Source organism: Psychrobacter sp. ENNN9_III (assembly GCF_001462175.1).
Classification (GTDB): Bacteria; Pseudomonadota; Gammaproteobacteria; order Pseudomonadales; family Moraxellaceae; genus Psychrobacter.
Window position 1 is genome coordinate 1 of the sequence record NZ_LNUO01000095.1, and the last position, 23610, is coordinate 23610.

At 42.0% G+C, this 23610-nt stretch carries 21 protein-coding genes; 12 read left to right on the forward strand and 9 right to left on the reverse strand.

Translation table 11 applies throughout. The annotated features are described in order from the left end of the window. Positions 1-76 precede the first annotated feature (76 nt). Positions 77-541, forward strand: a complete 465-nt coding sequence (locus tag PENNN9_RS06070) for a DMT family transporter (protein ID WP_058368811.1) — start codon at positions 77-79, stop codon at positions 539-541. On the opposite strand, the gene prpF is transcribed toward PENNN9_RS06070, so the two are convergent. Further along, positions 538-1773 carry a 2-methylaconitate cis-trans isomerase PrpF gene (gene prpF / locus PENNN9_RS06075; protein ID WP_058368812.1) on the reverse strand — a complete coding sequence of 412 codons (1236 nt, stop codon included), beginning with the start codon at positions 1771-1773 and terminating at the stop codon, positions 538-540. The two genes, PENNN9_RS06070 and prpF, sit on opposite strands and share 4 nt — an antisense overlap. A gap of 101 nt (positions 1774-1874) precedes the next feature. Here prpF and PENNN9_RS06080 point away from each other — a divergent pair, with 101 nt between their 5' ends. Beyond that, entirely contained in the window at positions 1875-2096 is a 222-nt protein-coding gene (locus PENNN9_RS06080; RefSeq protein ID WP_058368813.1) for a TA system antitoxin ParD family protein, read from the forward strand. 17 nt (positions 2097-2113) lie between these two features. Then, positions 2114-2404: a type II toxin-antitoxin system RelE/ParE family toxin gene (locus PENNN9_RS06085; RefSeq protein ID WP_058368814.1), complete on the forward strand. Its 291-nt coding sequence runs from the start codon at positions 2114-2116 to the stop codon at positions 2402-2404. A 164-nt stretch (positions 2405-2568) separates the two neighbouring features. Here PENNN9_RS06085 and acnD read toward each other — a convergent pair whose 3' ends face one another. The 5 genes from acnD to PENNN9_RS06110 form a co-directional block, all read right to left on the reverse strand. Continuing rightward, a complete protein-coding gene (gene acnD / locus PENNN9_RS06090; RefSeq protein ID WP_082638018.1) occupies positions 2569-5214 on the reverse strand; it encodes a Fe/S-dependent 2-methylisocitrate dehydratase AcnD in 2646 nt (881 codons plus the stop codon). A 214-nt stretch (positions 5215-5428) separates the two neighbouring features. Then, positions 5429-6559 (reverse strand): 2-methylcitrate synthase, encoded by a 1131-nt coding sequence (gene prpC / locus PENNN9_RS06095; RefSeq protein ID WP_058368816.1) that lies wholly within the window; start codon positions 6557-6559, stop codon positions 5429-5431. 107 nt (positions 6560-6666) lie between these two features. Continuing rightward, entirely contained in the window at positions 6667-7560 is an 894-nt protein-coding gene (prpB, locus tag PENNN9_RS06100; RefSeq protein ID WP_058368817.1) for a methylisocitrate lyase, read from the reverse strand. A 438-nt stretch (positions 7561-7998) separates the two neighbouring features. Beyond that, entirely contained in the window at positions 7999-9276 is a 1278-nt protein-coding gene (locus PENNN9_RS06105; protein WP_058368818.1) for an NRAMP family divalent metal transporter, read from the reverse strand. Between the two features lie 144 nt (positions 9277-9420). Next, positions 9421-10410, reverse strand: a complete 990-nt coding sequence (locus PENNN9_RS06110; protein ID WP_058368819.1) for a LysR family transcriptional regulator — start codon at positions 10408-10410, stop codon at positions 9421-9423. 153 nt (positions 10411-10563) lie between these two features. Between PENNN9_RS06110 and PENNN9_RS06115 the strand changes: the two genes are divergently transcribed. Together PENNN9_RS06115 and PENNN9_RS06120 are read left to right on the forward strand one after the other, a co-directional pair. Next, positions 10564-11580, forward strand: coding sequence for a hypothetical protein (locus PENNN9_RS06115; protein WP_058368820.1), 1017 nt, complete (start codon positions 10564-10566; stop codon positions 11578-11580). A 577-nt stretch (positions 11581-12157) separates the two neighbouring features. After that, positions 12158-14731: an ESPR-type extended signal peptide-containing protein gene (locus tag PENNN9_RS06120; RefSeq protein ID WP_058368821.1), complete on the forward strand. Its 2574-nt coding sequence runs from the start codon at positions 12158-12160 to the stop codon at positions 14729-14731. A 360-nt stretch (positions 14732-15091) separates the two neighbouring features. Here the strand turns inward: PENNN9_RS06120 and PENNN9_RS06125 are convergent, their stop codons facing one another. Then, positions 15092-15982 carry a LysR family transcriptional regulator gene (locus PENNN9_RS06125; protein ID WP_058368822.1) on the reverse strand — a complete coding sequence of 297 codons (891 nt, stop codon included), beginning with the start codon at positions 15980-15982 and terminating at the stop codon, positions 15092-15094. Between the two features lie 158 nt (positions 15983-16140). Here PENNN9_RS06125 and PENNN9_RS06130 point away from each other — a divergent pair, with 158 nt between their 5' ends. The 7 genes from PENNN9_RS06130 to PENNN9_RS06155 all read left to right on the forward strand — a co-directional run bounded on the left by PENNN9_RS06130 (position 16141) and on the right by PENNN9_RS06155 (position 21622). Then, entirely contained in the window at positions 16141-16992 is an 852-nt protein-coding gene (locus PENNN9_RS06130; RefSeq protein ID WP_058368823.1) for an aldo/keto reductase, read from the forward strand. 21 nt (positions 16993-17013) lie between these two features. Next, positions 17014-18072 (forward strand): alpha/beta hydrolase, encoded by a 1059-nt coding sequence (locus tag PENNN9_RS06135; RefSeq protein ID WP_058368824.1) that lies wholly within the window; start codon positions 17014-17016, stop codon positions 18070-18072. 89 nt (positions 18073-18161) lie between these two features. Continuing rightward, positions 18162-19298 (forward strand): cupin domain-containing carboxymuconolactone decarboxylase family protein, encoded by a 1137-nt coding sequence (locus PENNN9_RS06140; RefSeq protein WP_227511747.1) that lies wholly within the window; start codon positions 18162-18164, stop codon positions 19296-19298. A gap of 16 nt (positions 19299-19314) precedes the next feature. Next, complete coding sequence (locus PENNN9_RS06145) at positions 19315-20145, forward strand: alpha/beta hydrolase (RefSeq protein ID WP_264752918.1); 831 nt, start codon at positions 19315-19317, stop codon at positions 20143-20145. Positions 20146-20162: 17 nt separating this feature from the next. Further along, a complete protein-coding gene (locus PENNN9_RS13370) occupies positions 20163-20462 on the forward strand; it encodes a hypothetical protein (protein WP_264752919.1) in 300 nt (99 codons plus the stop codon). 15 nt (positions 20463-20477) lie between these two features. Continuing rightward, positions 20478-21221: a flavodoxin family protein gene (locus tag PENNN9_RS06150; RefSeq protein WP_058368825.1), complete on the forward strand. Its 744-nt coding sequence runs from the start codon at positions 20478-20480 to the stop codon at positions 21219-21221. A gap of 35 nt (positions 21222-21256) precedes the next feature. Then, a complete protein-coding gene (locus PENNN9_RS06155) occupies positions 21257-21622 on the forward strand; it encodes an MFS transporter (RefSeq protein WP_256713853.1) in 366 nt (121 codons plus the stop codon). 118 nt (positions 21623-21740) lie between these two features. Here the strand turns inward: PENNN9_RS06155 and PENNN9_RS13070 are convergent, their stop codons facing one another. Both PENNN9_RS13070 and PENNN9_RS06160 read right to left on the reverse strand, forming a co-directional pair. Further along, positions 21741-22052 (reverse strand): tyrosine-type recombinase/integrase, encoded by a 312-nt coding sequence (locus PENNN9_RS13070; protein WP_227511748.1) that lies wholly within the window; start codon positions 22050-22052, stop codon positions 21741-21743. Beyond that, complete coding sequence (locus PENNN9_RS06160) at positions 22018-23016, reverse strand: tyrosine-type recombinase/integrase (protein ID WP_227511749.1); 999 nt, start codon at positions 23014-23016, stop codon at positions 22018-22020. The genes PENNN9_RS13070 and PENNN9_RS06160 overlap by 35 nt, the downstream gene beginning before the upstream one ends. Positions 23017-23610 lie beyond the last annotated feature (594 nt).

Here is a 23610-nt window from a genome sequence, read left to right on the forward strand (position 1 = left end):
ATATTAAATATTAAATATTAAAATTAAGTTTGGTATTATATGGAGATATTCTTTATTATCTTTTGGTGAACGCCGTTTGAAAATACTTCCTTATATCTTGATTAGCCTATTAGGAGGTGCCATTGTTCCGCTCCAGCTGGCTATTGTCAACGCTTTTCGAGAAAGTACGCAAGCCTCTCAAATCCAATCTACCTTTTATTTATACTTAGGAGGTGCATTGGCTTCTTTAGTGCTGTCCTATATGATGAGTGGTGGTATTAAACCGCCAATAATTGAAAATGCGACATGGTGGATGTGGTTACCAGGATTCTTGGGCAGCTTTTATATCTTGTTTATGTTTATTGCCGCGCCAAAGATAGGCGCAGGTAATACATTGCTCTGGGTTTTTCTAGGACAAATGTATTTTGCCTTGATTCTAAGCCAGACTGGGTTGTTTGGCTTAGAGGTCAAAACGATAGATATCTATAAAATTACTGGTTTAGCCTTAGTCACTCTAGGCGGGATGTTAATGATATACGGTGAGAGTAAAATTAGCGGTTAAAAACTATCCGCTGGCACAAATACCGCGCCTTCCATAATTCGGCGAGCAGAACGACTCATGGAGACTTTTTTGGCTTGCCAGCGTCCAGCGACTTGTTCAGTCTTGCCGCCGACCAGCAGTGTTCCTGATGGATGACCAAAACGAACCTCTGACAGCTCGCCACCGCCTGCCGCCTCATTGACTAGTGTGCCTTGCGTGGTCGCTGCTGCCGCAATGGCGACCGCTGCTGTACCCATCATCGCATGATGCAGTTGTCCCATACTCATCGCGCGAACCACAAGATTGATGTCATCTTTATTGACTGCTTTGCCGCTCGAGGCGCTATAGCTTTGTGCTGGTGCTACCCACGCAATCTTAGGAATATGTTGGCTGGTTTGTGCCTCGCTCTCGTCTTTAAAGAGTCCCATTGCCACACCGCCACGCGCACGGATAGCCTCTAACTTGGCTAAGGTCTCACTATCACTATTAATATCGCCTTGTAGCTCCGTACCGCTAAACCCTAAGTCTGTTGCCTGCATAAAGATTGTCGGGATACCTGCACTGATAAAGGTCGCTTTGACGCTATCGATATTTAGACCACAACCAGAGACATCAAAGTCATCGACGAGGTTGTTGGTCGGAAACATATCACTGGATGAATCGACTGGATCGATAAATTCGATTTTGACCTCAGCAGCGGGGAAGGTCACGCCATCGAGTTCAAAGTCGCCTGTTTCTTGCACTTGCACCTGGCCATTCTTATCTTTGTATACAGGTACATGAGCGATAATGGTTTTGCTGATATTCTCTTGCCAAATACGCACTTCGCAGATACCGCTGTCCGCGTCTTTATCAATGCTACTAGAAACCTTGTCCGCGTCAACCAAACCCATATTTATCGCACAAGCACCCACGGCGGCGGTTAAGTTACCGCAATTACCCGCCCAGTCAATCATGGGCTTTGCGATATTAACTTGTCCAAATAAATAATTGACGTCATGATCAGCTTGTTTTGCTTCAGACAATATCACCGTTTTTGACGTACTAGAGCTGCCATTGCCTAAGCCGTCGATTTGCTTGCCATACGGGTCAGGGCTACCGATGACACGCAATAAGAAATTATCCCGCGACTCGCCTGCCACTTGGCAACGCTCAGGTAGATCAGATAATTTAAAGAAGGTGCCCTTTGAGGTGCCGCCACGCATATAGGTGGCGGGAACAGAGAGTTGCGGTGCGAATTTTGGTTGGGTCATGGTTTTCATTCCTTTAAGTCTTATTATAGTGTGAATAGTTAATATTTCTTGTTTGTGGTAAAATACCACAAAGGTTAGTATTATTAAATAAGGAGGACGTTATGTCCACTGCGAGTATACGACTTAATAAGTCCCTGGTTGACAAAGCTCATGCTATTGCAAAAGCACAACACCGGACACCACCGAAGCAGATTGAGCACTGGGCAACTATCGGTCAAATTATGGAAGATAATCCTGATTTATCCTACGAATTTGTTCGTCAGTTATTAATTGCACAAGCCGAGGTTGATGCTGGTATGACTGAGCCTTATGAATTTGGATAGTTTAATCTGGAAAAAATATGACTCAATCTCTACGTGTTATTCAGTCTCATGGGTTCAAAAAAGCGGTTAAAAAGTTACATAAGAATCAAAAATCAGACCTTGATAAGGCTGTGCACGCAATCGTTGATGATCCTCATTTAGGAACACTCAAAGCAGGTGATCTTTCGTCTGTGCGCGTCCACAAATTTAAAATGGCAAAACAGTTAACGTTATTAGCTTATCAGATAGATGATGGTCAGCTCGTTCTTACGCTGCTTATGCTAGGGACACATGAGAACTTTTATCGTGATGTTAAGTTAATGCTTTAAAGCTAAGTTTTTAAGCTCGATACTGTTAAACGCCATCGGCATCATTTGCCAAATCCACATAGTTAGGCAGTACAAATAGTTAGGAAATATAAGCTTAAAAAAGCCGATGCCATATCTTTATATAACATCGGCTTATTTATTACTTATACGCTATGCCTTGACGCTTACGCAATATCTAGCGTGCCTTCAATAAACTCTTTGGCAAAACGCTGTAACATACCGCCAGAGTTGTACATCTTCACTTCATCAGCCGTATCTAGGCGGCAGATAACTGGGGCTTTATCGACTGTGCCGTCTTTGCGATGAATCACTAGCGTCATATCGCCGCCCGCCGATACTTCACCTTCGATATCAAAGATTTCTGTACCATCGATATTTAGCGTCTCACGGTTGGTGCCTTCTTTAAACTGTACGGGAAGTGCACCCATACCGACTAAGTTTTGACGGTGGATACGCTCAAAGTCTTCAGCCACGACGACTTCTACGCCAGCGAGGCGCACGCCCTTTGCAGCCCAGTCACGGCTTGAGCCTTGACCATAGCCGTCACCAGCGATGATGATAAGCGGCTGCTCACGATTCATGTAGGTTTCGATCGCTTCCCACATACGCATGACTTGACCTTCTGGCTCCACACGAGCGAGTGAGCCTTGAATGACGTTACCTTCCTCGTCACGTACCATCTCATTCAATAACTTTGGATTGGCAAAGGTGGCACGCTGCGCGGTTAAATGATCACCGCGGTGCGTGGCGTATGAGTTATAGTCCTCAGCAGGCAGTCCCATGGTATCGAGATACTCACCAGCTGCAGAGTCGCCCATGATCGCATTCGATGGTGACATGTGATCGGTTGTGATGTTATCGCCAAGTACGGCTAGTGGGCGCAGACCTTTTAATTTATTCATCGCGGCCATCTTACCTTCCCAATAAGGAGGGCGACGGATATAAGTACTCATCTCACGCCAGTCGTACTGAGGGTCGATAACCGACGCTTCATTACGACCTGCCTGTGCTTTGGCTTCATCAAACATCGGAATATAGACGGCATTATACTGCTCAGGTTTGACGGCTTTAGCCACGATAGCATCGACTTCACTGTCCTCAAACCAGATGTCTTTTAGATACACATCGTTGCCATCTTGGTCTTTGCCGAGTGAGTCTTTTTCAATATCAAAACGGATATTACCAGCGATAGCATAGGCGACCACCAAAGGCGGTGAAGCAAGGAAAGCTTGCTTAGCATACGGATGGATACGGCCATCAAAATTACGGTTGCCTGATAATACGGCGGTACTAAATAAATCCCGCTCGATGATCTCTTGCTCAATCTCTGGATCGAGCGCACCGCTCATGCCATTACAAGTGGTACAAGCAAAGGCGACGACATCAAAGCCCAGTTTTTGTAGCTCGGGCAATAAGTTGGCTTCTTCTAAATACAGCTTAACGGCTTTTGAGCCTGGCGCGAGTGACGACTTGACCCAAGGTTTGCGAATAAGGCCTTTTTCCACCGCATTACGAGCGACAATACCGGCAGCCACCATGTTGCGCGGGTTTGAGGTGTTGGTACAGCTGGTGATAGCAGCAATAATGACGGCACCATCCGGCATCAGACCATCTTTTGGTTCTGGTAGTTTTTCGTTTTCACCGTGGGCGATGCCTTCTTTGACAAGATCAGTCGTCGATACACGTGCATGGGGACGTGACGGGCCTGCGATGTTACGCACGACTTTCGATAAGTCAAAACGTAATACACGCTCATACTCGGCATCTTTTAGGCCATCTGCCCAAAGACCAACCTGTTTGGCATAGGCTTCAACTGTTTCGATTTGCTGCTCTGAGCGTCCGGTGAGACGTAAATAATCAATGGTTTGCTCATCGATGGAGAACATCGCAGCAGTTGCGCCGTACTCTGGTGTCATATTCGAGATAGAAGCACGGTCGCCAACAGTCAAATTGCGCGCGCCTTCGCCATAAAATTCTAGGTAGGCTGAGACCACGCCTTCTTCACGTAAAAACTCTGTCATCGCCAGTACTAAGTCTGTACCGGTAATGCCTTCTTGCAGCTTGCCTGTTAGCTCAACGCCAACGATGTTTGGCAAGCGCATGTATGAAGGGTTGCCCAACATCACGCTTTCGGCTTCTAGCCCGCCGACACCGATAGAGATAACGCCGAGCGCATCGACCATTGGTGTGTGGCTATCAGTACCGACCAAGGTATCAGGGAAGGTGATGGCATCGCCGTCTTGGTCAGCGACGACTTGTACCACTGGCGACATTTTTTCAAGATTTATTTGGTGCATGATGCCGTTACCAGGCGGTACGACGTTGACGTTATCAAAGGCGTATTGGCACCAGTTAATAAAGTGAAAACGATCTTCGTTACGGCGCTCTTCGATGGCACGGTTTTTTTCAAACGCATCTTCTTCAAAGCCTGCATGCTCGACCGCTAAGGAGTGATCGACGATCAATTGCGTCGGTACGATGGGGTTAACTTTGGATGGATCACCACCTTCTGCGGCGATGGCATCACGTAGACCTGCAAGATCAACAAACGCAGTCTGTCCTAAGATGTCGTGGCAAACGACGCGGGCAGGATACCAAGGAAAATCCACTTCTTGCTTACGGTAGATATGCTGTGACAGTGCCTCGGCCAAATCCTCGGGTGGGCAGCGGCGCACGAGGTTTTCGCATAATACTTTTGAGCTAAAAGGTAGCTTAGCATAAGCACCCGGCTCAATTTCATTGACGGCTTGCTCGACATCAAAGTAATGTAATTCGGTACCGGGCAGGGGCTTTTTATATTGCTCATTCATGGCTTGCGGATTAACTTGCGTTAAAGGCTGCTTGCTGTCGCTCATGGCGTGCTTTCCTTTATAGTGGGTTTTATTAGGTGTCAAAGTATTTATTTAGCAAAATATATTATGAATAATAGGTTTTGCTAAATAAATGTTACGGCAATTTTAGAGAGTTATAGGGTGCGCCATACGCACCCTATAATGAAACAACTAAGTAAATAATGATGATTAATTAACCACGCTCAGCGATAGTAGGTACGTCTCTTGGCTCTTCACCGATGTACTCTGCACTTGGGCGAATAATACGATTATTTGCGCGCTGCTCAAAAACGTGAGCCGCCCAGCCAGTCAGGCGCGAGCAGACAAATATTGGGGTAAATAGCTTGGTTGGGATACCCATAAAGTTATAGGTTGAGGCATGGAAAAAGTCAGCATTACAGAACAGTTTTTTCTCACGCCACATGACTTCTTCACAGCGCACAGATACTGGATATAAAACCGTATCACCAACGTCCTCAGCCAGTTTTTCCGCCCATTCTTTGATGATGACGTTACGCGGATCAGATTCGCTATAAATTGCATGACCAAAGCCCATGATCTTATCTTTACGCTCAAGCATAGCCATCATCTCTTTTTCGGCTTCATCTGGTGAGCTAAAGTCTTCAATCATATCCATCGCCGCCTCATTAGCGCCGCCATGCAAATGACCGCGTAATGAGCCAATCGCACCCGTGATACAAGAATGGATATCTGACAAGGTAGAAGCACAAACGCGCGCAGTAAAGGTAGAGGCATTAAACTCATGCTCTGCATACAAGATAAGTGAAACGTTCATCACGCGCTCGTGTAGCTCATTTGGCTTCTCGCCTTTGAGCAGATGTAAAAAGTGCCCACCGATAGTGTCATCATCGGTTTCAGTCTCGATACGTACATTGTCATGGCTAAAGCGATACCAGTAGTTGATGATTGAGGGGAACACCGCCAGCATACGATCTGTTTTATCATTTTGCTGTTCAAAGTCGGTTTCCATCTCAAGATTACCCAGCATCGAGCAACCAGTACGCAATACATCCATTGGATGAGCTTCCGCTGGAATACGCTCAAGCACATCTTTTAATGCTTGTGGCAGACCACGCATCTTTTTGAGTTTGGCTTGATAAGCATCAAGCTCACTTTGGGTGGGTAAGTTGCCATAAAGCAGTAGATAAGCCACTTCTTCAAAGATACATTGCTCAGCCAAGTCTTTGACATCATAACCACGGTAAGTAAGACCTGAGCCTGATTTGCCGACAGTTGATAATGAGGTCTTGCCAGCGACCTGACCACGTAGTCCTGCGCCTGATAGTTGTTTGCCTGCTGCCATGATTAAATTCCTTTTGTTGGTAGCTTGTTGTTAAGGTGATTGGGTTAAACAGCATTCACTGTTAAAAGTGCTTGAAAAAACAAGTTTATACCTTACTTAGTTTTTTCTTACTTATTATCAGCAAACAGCTTGTCTAGTGTTTGCTCAAACTCATGATAATTTAAGAAGTCATAAAGCTCCATGCGCGTCTGCATGGTATCAACGACATTTTCTTGGGTGCCGTCATCTAAGATATGTTGATAAACATTTAATGCCGCTTTGTTCATCGCACGGAAGGCTGATAATGGATATAGCACCATATCGACACCTACGCCATGTAGCTGCTCAGTGGTGTACAGGTCAGTTTGACCAAACTCAGTCATGTTGGCCAGTACCGGAATATCTAGTACATCAGTAAATTTACGATACATCTCAATGTCAGTTAAAGCTTCTGCAAAGATCATATCAGCACCGGCTTCTTGAAAAGCAACCGCACGCTCAACCGCCGCATCAAGCCCTTCAACTGATAGTGCGTCAGTACGCGCCATGACCACAAAGTCAGGGTCAGTTTTGGCATCTAAGGCTGCTTTTAAACGGTCTACCATCTCTGAGATACTGACGATTTCTTTATTAGGACGATGACCACAACGCTTTTGGGCGATTTGGTCTTCGATATGTACGGCTGCCACGCCTGCTTTTTCCATTTTTCTTACGGTTTGGCTAATGTTAAATGCACCGCCCCATCCCGTATCGATGTCGACCAATAATGGTGTGTCGACGGCATCAGTGATACGGCGCGCATCTTCAAGCACGTTATCAAGGCTAGTCATACCAAGATCAGGTAGACCAAATGAGGCATTAGCGACACCGCCACCAGACAGATAGATCGCTTGATGTCCCACTTGCGTTGCCATCATTGCCGTGTAGGCATTAATAGTACCGACAATTTGTAGCGGCTGATTATTATCGTTCTTTTGTTTTATGGCGCTGCGAAAGCGAGCACCAGCTGATAATGAGGTCATTTAAGAATCCTTAGGTAGAGGGTTAATCTTATTGTCGCCAGATAAAACCTTGGTCAATATCTTGTCTGGTCAAATTTTTATTAACTTAGAGTATACGCATTTGGTCTTAATTTGGAAGGGATCATTGCTAATATAAATTTAGTAAATATTTATTAAAAATTAAGTTAATTTAACAGTATTCATTTATTGAATAATACTATCTATATAATGAGGTTATCTTCATTCTGTTATGCATATTAATAAAAACAACAATTTTTAAATGGTTTATTCTGAAATATCTAGTTACATTTATACTGATTATAGTCGATTGTCAGAGTGTTATTAAAATGCCTTTCACGTTGTAATTGTTTTATATGTCTGATAATGAAAAAGCCCTTATAGCTAGAAGCTATAAGAGCCTGACATGACACGTTGTCTGTTACAGCTTTGACAAAAATATTAACCAAATAATCCGGCGAGATTGGCTAAGAACAATAAAGCAAAACCACTTAAAAACAGCAAGCCTGCAATCGAATAAGCGTTCATACCAAATGATAGTTTTTTATGATTTTTGACCAAGGTATAATTTAACCAACCAAAAATAGGGGCAGAGACAAAGGCGGATATCATGGCAAACTTAAGCATCGCGCCCAATTGCCCAGTAAAGAAAGTAATAATCACCAGCCCACCGCCGATGGCGTAAGTTGTCCAAAAGGCAATCTGTTTTTTATTGATTTCACCTTCGCCTTTTATCAAACGCCAGCACTCAGCATTGGCACGGCCATAACCATCTGCACAGGTAATTGTCGTTCCAAACATACACATAAAGGCGACGAACGCGACCAGCAGTCTTGACCATTCACCGATAGTGGCTGTATACATATTGATCAGCTGATTGATATAAGCACCGCCAACCAGCTCAATCTCTTGCCCTGAACCATACTGTACGAACACACCGAGCGACAAGAAAAATAAGGCCAAGATAGCAGAAACTAAAAAGCCCACATTGAAATCGAGTAAGCCTTGGCGATAAGTGGTGTTGTCCGCCTTTCTTTTGGCAGAGGTCCACATGGAGGTAATGGCTGCAAACTCCAATGGCGCGGGCATCCAGCCCATTAGTGCCACAATAAACCCTAACGTTGCTAAGTTCCAAGGAGAGGCGGGTATAAAGTCGGCAGTCATCACAGTTGGTTTGCCAGCAGCGATGATTACAGCAGCGACAGTCGCTAGAGTCAAGGCAATCATGATCCATTTGGTCACGCCATCTAATAACTTATAGTGTCCTGCAATCAAAAATACCCAGCAGATTACGACGATGATGAGCGATAGACCAATGGTTGAGATACCAAGGGAGGCGGGCAACATAAAGCCCAATATGACCGCTGCAATCAAGGACACGGCACCAGTACTAATTACCGCAGATAAGATAGAGAGAATGAAGTATACCCATAGGTAAGCTTTTGAGCGTTTGGCATATCCTGCAATCAAGCTTTCGCCCGTATCATAGACGTATTCGGTGCCAAAGCGGAAAAACGGGTATTTAAAGACGTTGGCAAGGATAATCATAATGGCCAGCTGCCAGCCGTATATGGCACCTGCCTGCGTCGATGAAATCAGATGAGAGCCACCAATAGCAGCAGTCGCCATCAAAATCCCTGGCCCAAAGATACGCCAGCTAAAGCCTTCTTGTTGAGCGGTGCTAACCGCATCGGGGTTATCAATTGGTCGTGTGGTCATAAATACCTCAATGTATATTTGATCGGCTCTCACTACCTTGTGATGAGCTCCTTTTTAAACGAAAGAAAAATGACAATAGCGACTTTAGCACACCTATGCTCACGTGCGATAATAATTGTGCTGATAAAAAAAGCCGCTTAGACACTAAATAAACCACTGCCGTCGATAAGTAATACCACGTTGTTCGTACACTGTATAGATTGCATCTAAGAGATTGGGGATCTTAGGATGAATGAAGTCTTTTAGTGTATGTAAGTACACAGGAGAGGTGATATTCTCATGAATCAAGCGCTGATAACTAATTTGTTCGGTACGTACCGTTTTTAGGCTGGCTGGTACTAAAGTAATCCCTTCGCCTGCCGCCACAAGTCCAAGCGCAACTTGTAAGTCGCTCACCTCGGTCGTCATCAGCGGGGTGATGCCGTACCTTGCAAACAGGTGCAACAAAGGCTCGGTGACAGGTTCGCTAACCGATAACGACTTGCTATTTGTCTCACCATTTTTGTTGGGCAATGCTGTGGCTGCAGGAGTAGATACGGGCAAATGAGTTTGATGATATAGAATTAGGCGGTTGTTTGCCAAATCAATCAAGCGTTGGTCTGTGCTATGAGCAAGCGGATGGGCTTTAGGCAATGCCACCAAATAGCGTTCATGATGCAATAGAATTTGCTGTATCCATGCATCTTGATGAGCAAAACGCCCAAAGCCGATGTCAATTTCACCCGATTTTAACGCTTCTACTTGTTGATATGAGCTGATATCTTTAAGATTAACTTCGATATCAGGATTTTGCTGTTTTAAGGACGCAATGATATCTGGCAAGTGCCCATAAAGCACTGATGGTACAAAACCTATGTTAAGTGCCATACTGGGCGCTGATAAACGTTGAGTCATGCTGGTGACGGTATTGAGCTCTGTCAATACTGCACGGACTTTATCATAAAAGAACTGACCGGCTTCGGTTAGTTGTAGAGGCCGATGATAACGATCAACCAGTAACACGTCCATATCAGCCTCAAGCTGTTTTAGCTGGCGACTAAGACTAGGCTGTGATAAGCCTGTTTTTTTGGCAGCAGCACTAAAGCTTTTGAGCTCAGCGATAGCAATAAAGGCATTGATCTGCTTTAAATCCATTGTTTATAGTCCTATCATAGTAGCTTTTTCTTCTTTGATTGAATAAAGAGTGTTATCTGCAAATCAATTAAATGATCAATATCATAGCGCAATTATGATAACGTAATTTTTACAAGCACTTAATATTAACGGTATTACTTGGTTTATTAACATATGAATGAATTGGATAACGGCAGCTTAGAAGACACTGATTTAGATAATAAAGAATCAGACAATAACAACCTGAAAAATAGTGACTTGGACAAAAATACGCCAAATGTAAAAGAAAAGTCGTCTGACAACGTCTACAGAAAAACCAACAAAACGAGTGATATCTACGAGCGTTTTATAAATCGCATGCAGGGTATTGGTGAATCTAATGTTGACAAAAACTCAAGTAATACCAATTTTAAAGAAAAATTATCTCATACAAAAACTGTATCTGAGCCTTTAGATAATATAGAGGGGCAACTCTTTTTAGAGACTGAACAGATCCCACATCATGATCAAAAAATCGATACTCAACAACTAGAGACCTCTAAAGCAAATACTGATAATGGGTTGGAGCTGTCTTTACTATCCTTACATGAAGACCCTACGCCTGACAATGAAAATGATAACGCGCCCGCACCTGTAACGACACCTGCAACACCAACTGATTTAGAAGCAGACTCTGATATCAAACAGACAAGCGTAACAGAAGATAAGCAAATTGGTAGCCTAAAGATCAAGTTATTGATTATTGGTATTGTGTGCGGATTACTGCTTAGTGGTCTTGTGGTTGCCATACTCACTATGACAGGTATATTTGCCAATAGTGAGTCAGCTACAAAAAGCTCAAATACAACAGTGATGAGCGTTGATGAAGCAGAGGCTGCGAGCATAAAGCCATTGAGTAATGAAGAGATGGTAGCGAAATCTGACGATATAAGTGAGGCAAATTTGTTAGATAACACTGTAACTACAGATGAATTACCGGTAGACGATCCAATCGACGAATCTAAGTTAAGCGATGAACAAATAAAAGATACGCTATCAAAGCCTAGCACAACACAACTGGTTACTGAAGTAGCTCCAACGACCGATACAGAAGCTGATCTTATCAAAAATAGCGATAGTGAAGCTATAATTAGCTATGAAGATTTTGCAGAGGAAGCGCAAAGTACCCTATATCGAGAAACGAATAACTAATCGTTGTGACATATAATCAAATTGTAAGTACTTAAAATGAGTTTTATAAAGAATGACCTTAAATTTATAGTAAAAATATTTAAAGATAAAATATAATATTAATAATAATTATTTATAAAACGATAATCAAATATTATAATAAAACAACAAATACAAACAAAACCATTTAAACAAACTTTTGTTATCAAGTTTTATTTTTAATAAACAACTATTTTTATCTAAAAAAGAATTGAGATTAAAAGAAAATTAGTCGTAAATTAGTAATACTTAGAGGTAGGCTACTAATCTAGTAGCGTTAAACACGCTCTATTATTGGATAATTATTATTCAATAGTAGAGCGTGTTTTTTATATGGGTGGTATATTTCCGATAGTTGTAGGAATACCATATACTTTATAAGAGATTAATTTTTTCATTTATTAGAGGGATAGAAAATTGTTCGCTAATATTCTCATCATATTTTCCTGTATAGAGTAGTAATAAATAATTACGCTATATTTACATTTTGTAAGCTTGTAAACATATTCGCTTTGATGAATACTAACTGAAAGTATTTTTTAAAGTGAAGGAGCAAGCAGTGAATAAGATATTCAAAAAAATTTGGAACCAATCATTAGGGCAGGTGGTAGTCACCTCTGAGACGGCAAAAAGTGCAGGCAAAACCAGCGGCGTAACTGGTAGTATTAGCCAAACGATTAGCCTATCTAGTCATTCATCCAACAGTTCATCTAATTATCCAATACTGACTCTAAAAGCTTTGGTTCTTGGTATGACAGCGATTAGCGCTACTGTCTGGGCCGATACTGGGTTTGATAATACAGATCCGAGTTACATTGATTTGAATAAAAACAGTAGTGATGTAGACCTTGATGAAAATCCAATGCCTTCATTCAGTACTGAAGTCGGTTTTGATAATATGGCAGGGGGTATATTTAGTAGTGCAGTCGGTAGTAAAAATCAAGCAATGCACGATAGTAGCAATGCTATAGGTTATAATAATAAGGCATCCGGTCATGAAAGTAGTGCGGTAGGTAGTAACAATAACGCGCAGACTTGGGGGACCGTTGCAATAGGTAATGGCAATGCGGCAGTAGAAGAGTATGGTGTTGCGATGGGTGCTGGTAATAGAGCGTCGGGTTTTTTTAGTAACGCTCTAGGTCGTGGCAATGAAGCATCAGGTATGTATAGTAGTGCATCAGGTAACGAGAGTACGGCATCGGGCGAAAACAGCAGTGCCGTAGGTTATATCAATGATGCATCAGGTGAAAACAGTAGTGCGATGGGTGCTAATAATACAGCATCGGGTATTAATAGTAGTGCGGTAGGGTATAACAATGAAGCAGCAGGTGAGGAAAATAACACCGCGGTGGGTTACAACAATACGGCAAGTGGTATGTTCAATAGCAGTGCGATAGGTTTCAGTAATGAAGCAAAAGAGAGGAATAGCAGTGCATTAGGTAATAGCAATAGTGCGGCGGGTTATTTTAGCAGTGCCATAGGTTATAACAATAATACATCAGATTATAGCAGTGCCGTAGGTTATACCAATAGTGCAACAGGAGCCTTTAGTAATGCTATAGGTGATAGCAATACGGCGACGACTTTTGGGACCAGTGCACTAGGTAGTGGCAATACGGCATCGGGGGAATATAGTAGTGCAATGGGTAATTCTAATAGAGCAGAGGGCTTTTGGAGCAGTGCACTAGGTCATGCTAATCGTACATCGGGTATGTATAGCAGTGCAGTGGGTAACGAGAATAATGCTTCAGGTGAAAACAGCAATGCGCTAGGGCACTCTAATACGGCAACAGGTGCTGTGAGTAATGCAGTAGGTGTTTCCAATACCGCATCAGGTAATGCTAGCAGTGCAGTAGGTCGTTCCAATATCGCATCCGGTAATGCAAGTAGTGCGGTGGGTTACAAAAATGACGCGGATAGTGAATATAGCAGTGCGCTAGGCTCTTTTAATAAAGCAACGGGCATTAATAGTAGTGCGGTGGGTTATAGAAATATTGCCTCAAGTAGTTTTAGTAGCGTATTTGGAAGTAACAGCCGCGCTACAGCAGCACGTGCCACGGCCATTGGCCATAATTCTCTTGCGGATGAGGTAGATACCATTTCAGTGGGCCGCGTAGGTAGCGAGAAACGTATCACCAACGTTGCTGATCCAAAAAACGATTATGATGCTGCCAATAAACGTTACGTCGATGATCAAATACTAGTGTTACAAAGAAACTTTTTAGTTGCCCCGCAGTCAGCTATGATTCAGCCTGCATCTATTGGACCTGCACCTATTGAGAATGAAATCAGTAGGTTTACGTTTGCAGAGTTTGCAACTGCCGACAATGCAAGTATGAGGTCGGTAGAGGGAGATGCTATAGATAATAATGCTACGAGCGCTAATAACGCAGCCTGGCAAGGTGAAGGCGAGCAATCTATTGCCATTGGTGATGGGGCAGAAGCAAGCGGTGTGCAATCCATTAGTATAGGTACAGGTAATAAGGTCACAGGAGACCATTCTGGAGCGATTGGTGACCCAAGTGTCGTCAGTGGCGACAACAGTTACAGCTTCGGTAACGACAACACGGTGTTGGGCGATAATACTTTTGTAGTAGGTAACAATGTTAATACTTCAGCTGAAAACGCAGTGGTATTAGGCAATAACTCTAGTTCTGTTAGCTCTGATCTTGACCGTGACAACACCGTATCCGTTGGCTCTGCTAGTAACCAACGTCAAATAATAAATGTCGCTGATGGCACTGATGAGCATGATGCGGTAAACGTCAGACAACTACAAGCTGAAAAAACGAACGCTATCGAAACGGCCAATGCCTATACTGATACTGGTATAGCGACTTTGAATAACACATTCCAAAGTTATGAGGTTGAGACTGACAGACGTTTTCGAGAGGTCGATGAGCGTTTTGATCGTCAGGGTGCGATGAGTGCCGCTATGTTAAACATGGCCACGAGTACATCAGGTCTGTCAGGTAAAAACCGTATAGGCATAGGTGCAGGTTTTCAAGGATCTGAGCAAGCGGTTTCAGTCGGCTATCAACGTGTCATCCATCCTAATGCAAGTGTCAGTGTCGGTGGCGCTTTCACCAAAGATGAGACTTCTGGTGGTGTAGGCTTAGGTTATAGCTGGTAGGAATTGATTAAACACAAAAAAGGGATATTAAGTTATCCCTTTTTTTATAAGTATCTAATAGTGTCTAACCATGCGAACCAACAATGCATCTTATAGTTATAAAATAGTTTATTTAACTTATGTTTACCTAGAGTTCAGTTCACTAATAGTGATATAAAAACATGTAATTAAATCAATAACTTAAATATATTTTTTCAAATATAAAAAAAAGTAAGTTCATGAACTAATGGTTTTATATTGTTTTTGAAACTATTTTCACATGAATCTTGAAACATAGTTCATGAACCTGGAAAGTAAGTCTTATATTAAAAGGCACGGTACTTTAATATAAGCATCCGTTTGCCCTATATTAATTTGATATCAACGTAATGCGTCGATTAAAAGTCTAAACAGTAGCGAAGACTCTCGTCGAGCAGGATAATACATATAGTAACCGGAATAACTTATATCCCTATCCTCTAGTATTGTCACAAGCTCACCATTGATCAACTCTGATTCAACCATTGCTTTGGGTAACCAAGTAATACCCAGTCCGTCTAAGGCAGCCTTGACTTTGAGTCTAGCATGACTCACGACCATGACAAATTCAGGTTTGAGACTCACCACCTCATTGTTTTTTTCTAAATTTTTAAATTCCCACGCCATGATCTGTTCGTGGGTAGGTAAACGCATCCCAATACAACGGTGTTGGTGCAACTCTTCAGGAATGTGTGGCGTACCATAAGTTCTTAGATAATCGGGTGATGCCACCGTAATCATTTGCAATTCATCACTGACTTGCACAGCAATCATGTCTTTATCGACATGATGTCCGAGACGAATCCCAATATCATAACGATCTTTGACAATATCTGAAAAAGTATAGTCAGTGGTGAGTTCTAATTGAATATTGGGATGCTCATATGAAAATTTGGCTAACTTTTCCCACAATAAAAAATTGAGACTGAGCTCAGTGCCATTAATTCTCAACCGTCCACGAGGATAATCACGAAATTCATTTAGGTTATAGAGTTTTTGTTCAATCCCTGTAATGAGAGGTTCAATATCATTCAGCAGTTGCTCACCCTCTTGTGTCGGCGAAACACTGCGTGTGGTGCGGTTTAGTAATTTAATCCCAAGACGTTGTTCCAACGTTTTAAGAGTATAGCTAAGGGCTGACTGCGATACGCCTAATTGTCCGGCGGCTTTAGTAAAACTTCCTGTTTGGGCAATCACAACGAAAGCTTTTAAATCGTTTAAGTTTTCAGACATTTCCCACCTCAAAATAAAAATGACATTTTTTTTGTTAATTAAGTGTAATTAATCAAATATTTATATAAATGTAATCGAATTTACCTAACTAATATATTGTTTATTGTTAGGGTATAGTGGATTTTCAGTCAATACTATATACGTGATGAGAGATCGCAATGAAAACAATTCGATTAAATAATGATCTTGAAATGCCAATCGCCGGTTTTGGCGTATTCCAAATAAATGATCCTGTGCAATGTGAACAAGCTGTATTGCATGCAATTGATGCAGGTTACCGATTGATTGATACCGCAGCCTCTTATCAGAATGAAACCCAAGTGGGTAATGCACTTCGCCAAAGCCAGGTTACCCGTGAAGATTTATTTGTGACCACAAAATTATGGTTACAGGATGCTAGTTATGAAGGTGCAAAAGCCCAGTTTGAGCGTTCTATGAACCGTTTGCAACTGGATTATCTTGACCTGTATCTCATTCACCAGCCGATTGGTGATGTACATGGTGCATGGCGAGCAATGGAAGAACTGTATGCAGTAGGGAAAATCCGTGCAATTGGGGTGAGTAATTTTCACCCTGATCGCTTAGCCGATCTGATTGCATTTAATAAAGTCAAACCAGCGGTGAACCAAATTGAAGTGAATCCATTTAATCAACAGCTTCATGCCGTACCATGGATGCAGTCCCATGATATTCAGCCAGAAGCTTGGGCACCATTTGCAGAGGGACGGAATAATTTATTCAGCCAGCCTGTACTTGTTGAGATTGGCAAGAAATACGGTAAATCCGTTGGACAGGTGGTACTACGCTGGTTATTACAACGCAATGTAGTGTCCTTAGCCAAATCAGTACACCAAGAACGCTTGCAGGAAAATATTGATATCTTTGACTTTGAATTATCGATTGAGGACATGATTCAAATCACAGCAATGGATACCGCCACTAGCGCATTCTTCTCGCATCGCGACCCCACCATGATTGAATGGCTAGCTGGTCGAAAAATGGATGTCTAAACGTAAAATTTAGGAGAGATCATGAAAGTTTTACAAACCATTTTAATGTCGGCAATGATCACAACTTCAGGTGCAGCTATTGCAGCAGATAAAAAGGACAATCCTTTTGACTTAGTCTATGGTGGTGCAATTACTGAAAATATCAAAGGTCAGGTCAATATTCATCCAGTCAGTTATAAACTCAATGGTCTGGATATTGTTGCCAATGTCTATACCCCAGCCAACTATGATGCAAATAAGAAATATCCTGCGGTTGTAGTAGCACATCCGAATGGCGGCGTTAAAGAACAAGTTGCAGGGTTATATGCTCAGCGTTTGGCTGAACAAGGTTATATCACCATCACCGCTGATGCAGCTTATCAGGGTGGAAGTGGTGGTCAGCCTCGTAGTGTTGATAAACCTGCAAATCGTATTGAAGACGTACACGGTATGGCAGATTTTATTACCCAATATACAGGGGTAGATAACAACCGTTTGGGCTTACTTGGGATTTGTGGCGGTGGAGGCTATTCATTGGCAGCCGCAGAAACAGATAAACGTTTTAAAGTAGTGGCGACTTTAAGTATGTTCAATTCTGGAAGAGTACGTCGTAACGGCTTTATGGATTCGCAGCTAGATACTATTCAACAGCGTTTAAAACAAGCCACGGATGCTCGTGCTCAAGAAGCTAAAGGAGGCGATGTTCTCTATGCAGGCGATGCAGATATGACCGATGAGCAAATTGCTGCACTACCATTTGAAATGTATCGTCAAGGTTATGAATACTATTGGAGAACGCATGCTCATCCAAATTCAACCTTTAAATACACCATGAGCAGTTTACTTGATTTGATGCGTTGGGATGCCACTGATCAAATTGAATTGATCAATCAGCCATTACTGATGATTGCAGGTAGTAAGGCAGACAGCCTTTATATGACCGAAGATGCTTTTGCCAAAGCCACCGGCACAAAAGATACAAAAGATAAAACCTTATTTAAGATTCCAAATGCTACGCATATTGAAACCTATTGGAAGCCTGAGTACGTCAAGCAGGCAATGAATCAATTGACTGCATTTTATGGCAAAACGCTGAAATAGAAAAATTTGTGCTTTGCATAATGAAGGCAGTGATTTGATAAGTTTCCTTGAATCATTGCTTTATTACTTAAACAGGGATGATAGAACATATGATAAGAAATCAAGTGTATGCCTTATTTTTGATGGGTTCCCTTTCAGCTATGGTCTGGGCAGATGATAAAATGGAGCAACAGATCACTCTAGCAGATCAGCTTGATACTCAATCTGCGCCTGCCAGTAATTTTTCAGGACAAGCCAACTTTGCCCGTTTTCCTGTGATACCCTCACAAGGTGATGTTGCACCAGCTGTCGTCAATTTTGCAGCAGGTACGATCACTCATTGGCATAGCCATCCACATGGCCAGTATTTGATTGTGACAGAGGGCGAGGGACGTACGCAAGAATGGGGTAAGCCCATTCAGACTATTAATAAGGGCGATACTATCTGGTGTCCACCCAATGTCAAACATTGGCATGGTGCAAGCGAGTATAGCCCAATGTCGCATATTGCGATTAGTCCTGTTGCCAAAGATGGTGAAAGCGTCACATGGCTGGAAAAAGTGAATTTGCCGGCTCAACTGCAAACGTCAGCACAGCCTAAAGCAAATACCTCTGTGATATTAAGCCAGAAGCAACTCAGTTTGATTCCGATTGCAGCCTTTAATGCGACAGGCAATCTTGAGAAGCTTAAACCAGCATTAGTCAAAGGATTGGAAAACGGTTTAACAGTAAATGAAATCAAGGAAGTTTTTGCCCATCAATATGCTTATGCTGGTTTTCCACGTGCATTAAATGGAATGCTAACTTTTAAAAGCTTATTGGAGGAACGTGAAAAACAGGGTATTAAGGATGTACAAGGTGCAATACCAAGCACTTTGACAAGTGATACCAATTACTATCAATTGGGTATAGAGCGACTCGCTTATTTGAATAAAACATCTATCAAAGACAATACAAAACCGCTATTTGAAAATTTCTCACCAACGATGGATTATGCTTTAAAAGCCCATTTGTTTGGTTATTTATTTAGCCGAGATAATTTATCGCCTTTAGAACGTGAGTTAGTGGTAGTCAGTACTTTATCAGCGCTCGGTGATGTCAATGCTCAACTGCGTTCGCACTTAAGAATCACCCGCAATTTAGGTGTGAATAATACTCAGATGCAAAAAATTGTAGCTACTTTACAGCAATCCATTGGGGTAGATTTGGCAAACAACACCCAAAGTGTTTTACAGCAACTACAATAACGGAGAGCTTGAAAAAATGACCAATACAACATTCATATTCAGAAACACACTGATTTCGATCTGTCTTGCAGGCATTATTTCAGGCTGTTCGATCAGTCCACATCAGTCCACTGCTTTAAGTATAGCTGAGCAAGGAAACTTCGCTGCAGGTGGTAAAGTAATTCAAAGTGCAGGTCAGTTTGACGATAAACAACTCTTTAACCCACAAGGTCAAACTTTGCATGGTGATCATGCTTCAGTGTTTTATCAAATTCCTGAACATGCTCGTTCTTATCCATTGGTGTTTTTACATGGTGCTGGTCAATCGGCAAAAACTTGGGGAACTACTCCTGATGGTCGTGAGGGATTTCAAGAGATTTTCCTACGTCAGAATTTCCCAGTTTACGTCGTTGATCAACCACGTAGAGGACAAGCAGGACAATCTACCGTAGCAGCCGAAGTACCTGCTACTACCCTTGATCAGGCTTTGTTTAATATGTTCCGTATAGGACAATATCCAAACTTCTTTAAGGGTGTACAGTTCTCGCAAGATCCAGCCGCTTTAAACCAATACTTTCGTCAAATGACACCGAATACGGGTGCTTATGACGAACAAGTTATTAGCGATGCAATGGTTGAAGTTTTAAAAAGATCAGGTGATGCAGTGCTGATTACTCACTCACAAGGCGGTGGGCCAGGTTGGTGGACAGCTATCAAATCGGATCAGGTCAAAGGTATCGTTGCCTATGAGCCAGGTAGTGGTTTTGTTTTTCCTGAAAATGAGCTGCCTGAGCCGATGCCGAGCGCCACAGGCACATTAACGGCCACCCCTGTAAAAATGGCAGAGTTTCAGAAGCAGGCACATTAACGGCCACCCCTGTAAAAATGGCAGAGTTTCAGAAGCTGACCAAAACGCCGATCATTATTTATTATGGCGATAATATTCCAACTGAAAAAAATGGCTATGCAGGACAAGAATACGCAGGGCAGGACAACTGGCGTGTACGCCTAAAAATGGCGCAGCTTTGGGTAGATAAAATCAATCAGCATGGCGGTAATGCGCAGTTGGTACATTTGCCTGATATTGGTATTTATGGAAATACTCATTTCCCATTTTCAGATTTAAACAGTCAGCAGATTGCAGAACTACTATCGCAATGGCTCAAGCAAAATAAACTGGATTAATTGAGAGGGAATACTATGTCAATCACGTTGCGGATGATGTGGATATTCCTGTGCACACTCTGCCTAACTGCTTGTCCAACAAGTGCAGAAAATACAGGAATAGCACAAAATATGGAACCATCTCCTAATACCACTATGGATGGTGATAGCAAAGCCCTGATTGTTTATTTGTCCCGAACTAAAAATACCGAAGCACTTGCTAAAATGGTGCAAGAAAAAGTCGGTGGAGAGTTGGTTGCTTTAGAGTTACAAATGGTGCAAGAAAAAGTCGGTGGAGAGTTGGTTGCTTTAGAGTTACAAAGACCTTATCCAAAAAATTATCAAGCCATTGTCAGTCAGGTTGATCAGGAAAATGAGGATGGTTATTTGCCACCATTAAAAACTCAAATTACAGATATTGGGCAATACGATATCATTTTTGTTGGTTACCCAACATGGGATATGCAGTTGCCGCCACCGATCAAAAGTTTCTTAAATCAATATAAAGTCGATTTGAATGGCAAAATAATTGTGCCATTCAATAATAATGCAGGCTATGGCATGGGGCAGAGTCTTGCCCAGTTCAGCCAGTATTGTAAAGACTGTCAAATCATGCAAAGTATTGAGCTGCGAGGTGGAATTGAACGAGATGGCGTTTTATTTGTAATGGAAGGGGAAAGAGCCAGTCAAGCCAAAACTGAAATCACTCAATGGCTGCAAAACTTGTCAACAAGCTCCCCAGTGATACAACAGCTATTGCAAAAACAATCGGCGAACTAAGTTGTTTTATTTCTACAATCCATTGAGTCTTTAAAATGTCTGTTTCTTCTTCTCGTTCCCAAAATCTTAATGCCACATTAAAACCCTCAAGCTGGTTTTTTATGGCGATTTTGGGTGCATTAATGGCTTTTACCTCGCTCTCAACCGATATTTATTTGCCTGCAATGCCGCAGATGGCGCATGAATTAAATGGAAATGTTGAGCTGACGGTTACAGGGTTTCTGGCTGGGTTTGCATTGGCACAGTTGATATGGGGGCCGATAAGTGACCGTATCGGAAGAAAGTTTCCTTTATTTATTGGTATGGTTCTTTTTGTGATTGGCTCCATTGGTTGTGCGTTGTCACAAACAATTGAACAGATTGTATTTTGGCGAGTATTTCAAGCCTTTGGTGGAAGATAAAATAATTAATAAGTTTGAAAAAATTGAAAATCATTCTGATCAAAAGCTAATTGGTAATGACTGAATTTATAGCTGAGTATAAACATATACCGATCCTAGTTTTGAACTCTATGATTGCTCATTTGAAATGACCTCGCAGCTCATCTACATAATTTGCCCAATCTTGCATCATCTGCACCCTAGTATCGATTTCATCAAGTCTGTTATAAGCCCCGCCATGTGTGTCTTTGATACGATGACCTAGTTGTAATTCTGTGACGATATCTGAATAGCGTAACTCAGGCTGTTCCATGAGCAAAGTTTTAGCCGATGCTCGAAATCCATGCGCACATTGCACGTCTTTATATCCGAGCCGATGAAAAACCTGTACCAACGTCGCTTTACTGATATAAGCATTACTTGAACCACGCATCGAGGCAAAAAAATACATATTCTTTATGCCCAGTAATTGAATAAATATTTCGTAATCGCGCAATTACTTGCTTGGCTAAGGGGACGACTAAGTGCGAGACCATATCATCGCGACCTTCGCCCTTGGTCGGGGAGAACGCCCATACATCATTGTCCCAATCGATGTCATCCCAACGCATTGAGCGCAGATCGATACTACGTACAAATACATACGGCAGTAGGTTCATAGCCTCTAGTGTCATCTTACTTGCGCCTTTAAAGTTGGACATATCCTTTAAGAGAGTTGCGAATTGCTCTGGTTTGGTGATGGCTGGTAAGTGATTGCCTGAGCTGGCAGGTGCAAGCTCACCACGGGTATCAATTGCCACATTTCTATCGCATAACCCTCGAGCAACAGCGAATGAAAACACTTTTTCAGTATATAAACGAGTGCTCGCCCCAACGAAAGTCGCTTGATTATCATTGTTTTGAATCGACTCGCACACACTTAGTATCATCTCGCTAGTGATATCGTCCATTCTTAAACCACCAATTTCTTGGCACATATATCCTAGGCATAAATCCCAAAACTTGAGGGTTGACTCACTATATGATGGTTTTTTAGATTTACCTTGATTGCGACCTGATGTTTTGTGTTCTCGCCATGCTTGGGCAATGTCAGAAAATGGTGCATTTTTTAGGTGAGTATATTTGTTGGTTTGCTCTTTTTGCTGGATAGCTTTAGGGTCAGAGCCTTTGGCGACCATATCAAGGATAGTGTCTGCTTTATACTTAACCTCATGTAGACTGATATCCTCAATCTTACCCAGCATCATCCTAGGGCGTTTGCCATCTATATGCGGATGTGAATACCGCAAGTAGTATTCCTTTTTACCATTTGGATAAATGCGCAGGCTTAAACCAGCCACACCTGAGACACTGACCGAATAATCCTTGTCTCGGCATTCAAGCTTATTGATATCGTTTGCATTATTGATAGTCATGATGTGTATCCTTAATTTATCTAAGATAGATGAGTTATGATTATTGATCTGATATCTATATGCTGAGGTCCAGAGTAATCTTTTAGTAGGTATTCCAAGTTAAGGAAAGCCGCAAGGAGTATTGTTGGACACTGTCATGGACACTAGTATTCGCTAACATTATTAGTAAAACCTTATATAATAATAGTTTTAACACTAAATTATCCCCAAGTGAAGGTTGGGGATAATTATAGTATAGTGGAGAAAGAAGGAGTAAGCTATTTTTTTGTTGATATATATGGCGTTTGAAGGAATAAACTTCACATAGGCTAAAAGTAAGAGTTCTCTTTGCTATTGGCAATAGAGTCCTTCGGCATATTTGCACGAAAAACCGTGCTCCTGTACTCGCACAGAATAGCTTAATCAGGGTGATAGTGCTGTTCTGTGCAAATTTGGAAGGTATCAAACCAATGCTTTAGATTAAGATATTTCAGTAAGAACGAGAGATGTTAGAAAATACCAATGAATGTCTCACTAATCAGGAAGGCTCTTTTGGTGACTCTAAATAAAAACGTATTACAACGTAGTTAGCTATGATAATAGCAGCTATAAGGT

Bases quoted from the DNA above. Each gene is read 5' to 3' on its own strand.
- prpF (WP_058368812.1), bottom strand. From the start codon at position 1,773: ATGACCCAACCAAAATTCGCACCGCAACTCTCTGTTCCCGCCACCTAT.
- PENNN9_RS06080 (WP_058368813.1), top strand. From the start codon at position 1,875: ATGTCCACTGCGAGTATACGACTTAATAAGTCCCTGGTTGACAAAGCT.
- PENNN9_RS06085 (WP_058368814.1), top strand. From the start codon at position 2,114: ATGACTCAATCTCTACGTGTTATTCAGTCTCATGGGTTCAAAAAAGCG.
- acnD (WP_082638018.1), bottom strand. From the start codon at position 5,214: ATGAATGAGCAATATAAAAAGCCCCTGCCCGGTACCGAATTACATTAC.
- prpC (WP_058368816.1), bottom strand. From the start codon at position 6,559: ATGGCAGCAGGCAAACAACTATCAGGCGCAGGACTACGTGGTCAGGTC.
- prpB (WP_058368817.1), bottom strand. From the start codon at position 7,560: ATGACCTCATTATCAGCTGGTGCTCGCTTTCGCAGCGCCATAAAACAA.
- PENNN9_RS06105 (WP_058368818.1), bottom strand. From the start codon at position 9,276: ATGACCACACGACCAATTGATAACCCCGATGCGGTTAGCACCGCTCAA.
- PENNN9_RS06110 (WP_058368819.1), bottom strand. From the start codon at position 10,410: ATGGATTTAAAGCAGATCAATGCCTTTATTGCTATCGCTGAGCTCAAA.
- PENNN9_RS06115 (WP_058368820.1), top strand. From the start codon at position 10,564: ATGAATGAATTGGATAACGGCAGCTTAGAAGACACTGATTTAGATAAT.
- PENNN9_RS06125 (WP_058368822.1), bottom strand. From the start codon at position 15,982: ATGTCTGAAAACTTAAACGATTTAAAAGCTTTCGTTGTGATTGCCCAA.
- PENNN9_RS06130 (WP_058368823.1), top strand. From the start codon at position 16,141: ATGAAAACAATTCGATTAAATAATGATCTTGAAATGCCAATCGCCGGT.
- PENNN9_RS06135 (WP_058368824.1), top strand. From the start codon at position 17,014: ATGAAAGTTTTACAAACCATTTTAATGTCGGCAATGATCACAACTTCA.
- PENNN9_RS06140 (WP_227511747.1), top strand. From the start codon at position 18,162: ATGATAAGAAATCAAGTGTATGCCTTATTTTTGATGGGTTCCCTTTCA.
- PENNN9_RS06145 (WP_264752918.1), top strand. From the start codon at position 19,315: ATGACCAATACAACATTCATATTCAGAAACACACTGATTTCGATCTGT.
- PENNN9_RS13370 (WP_264752919.1), top strand. From the start codon at position 20,163: ATGGCAGAGTTTCAGAAGCTGACCAAAACGCCGATCATTATTTATTAT.
- PENNN9_RS06150 (WP_058368825.1), top strand. From the start codon at position 20,478: ATGTCAATCACGTTGCGGATGATGTGGATATTCCTGTGCACACTCTGC.
- PENNN9_RS06155 (WP_256713853.1), top strand. From the start codon at position 21,257: ATGTCTGTTTCTTCTTCTCGTTCCCAAAATCTTAATGCCACATTAAAA.
- PENNN9_RS13070 (WP_227511748.1), bottom strand. From the start codon at position 22,052: ATGTATTTTTTTGCCTCGATGCGTGGTTCAAGTAATGCTTATATCAGT.
- PENNN9_RS06160 (WP_227511749.1), bottom strand. From the start codon at position 23,016: ATGACTATCAATAATGCAAACGATATCAATAAGCTTGAATGCCGAGAC.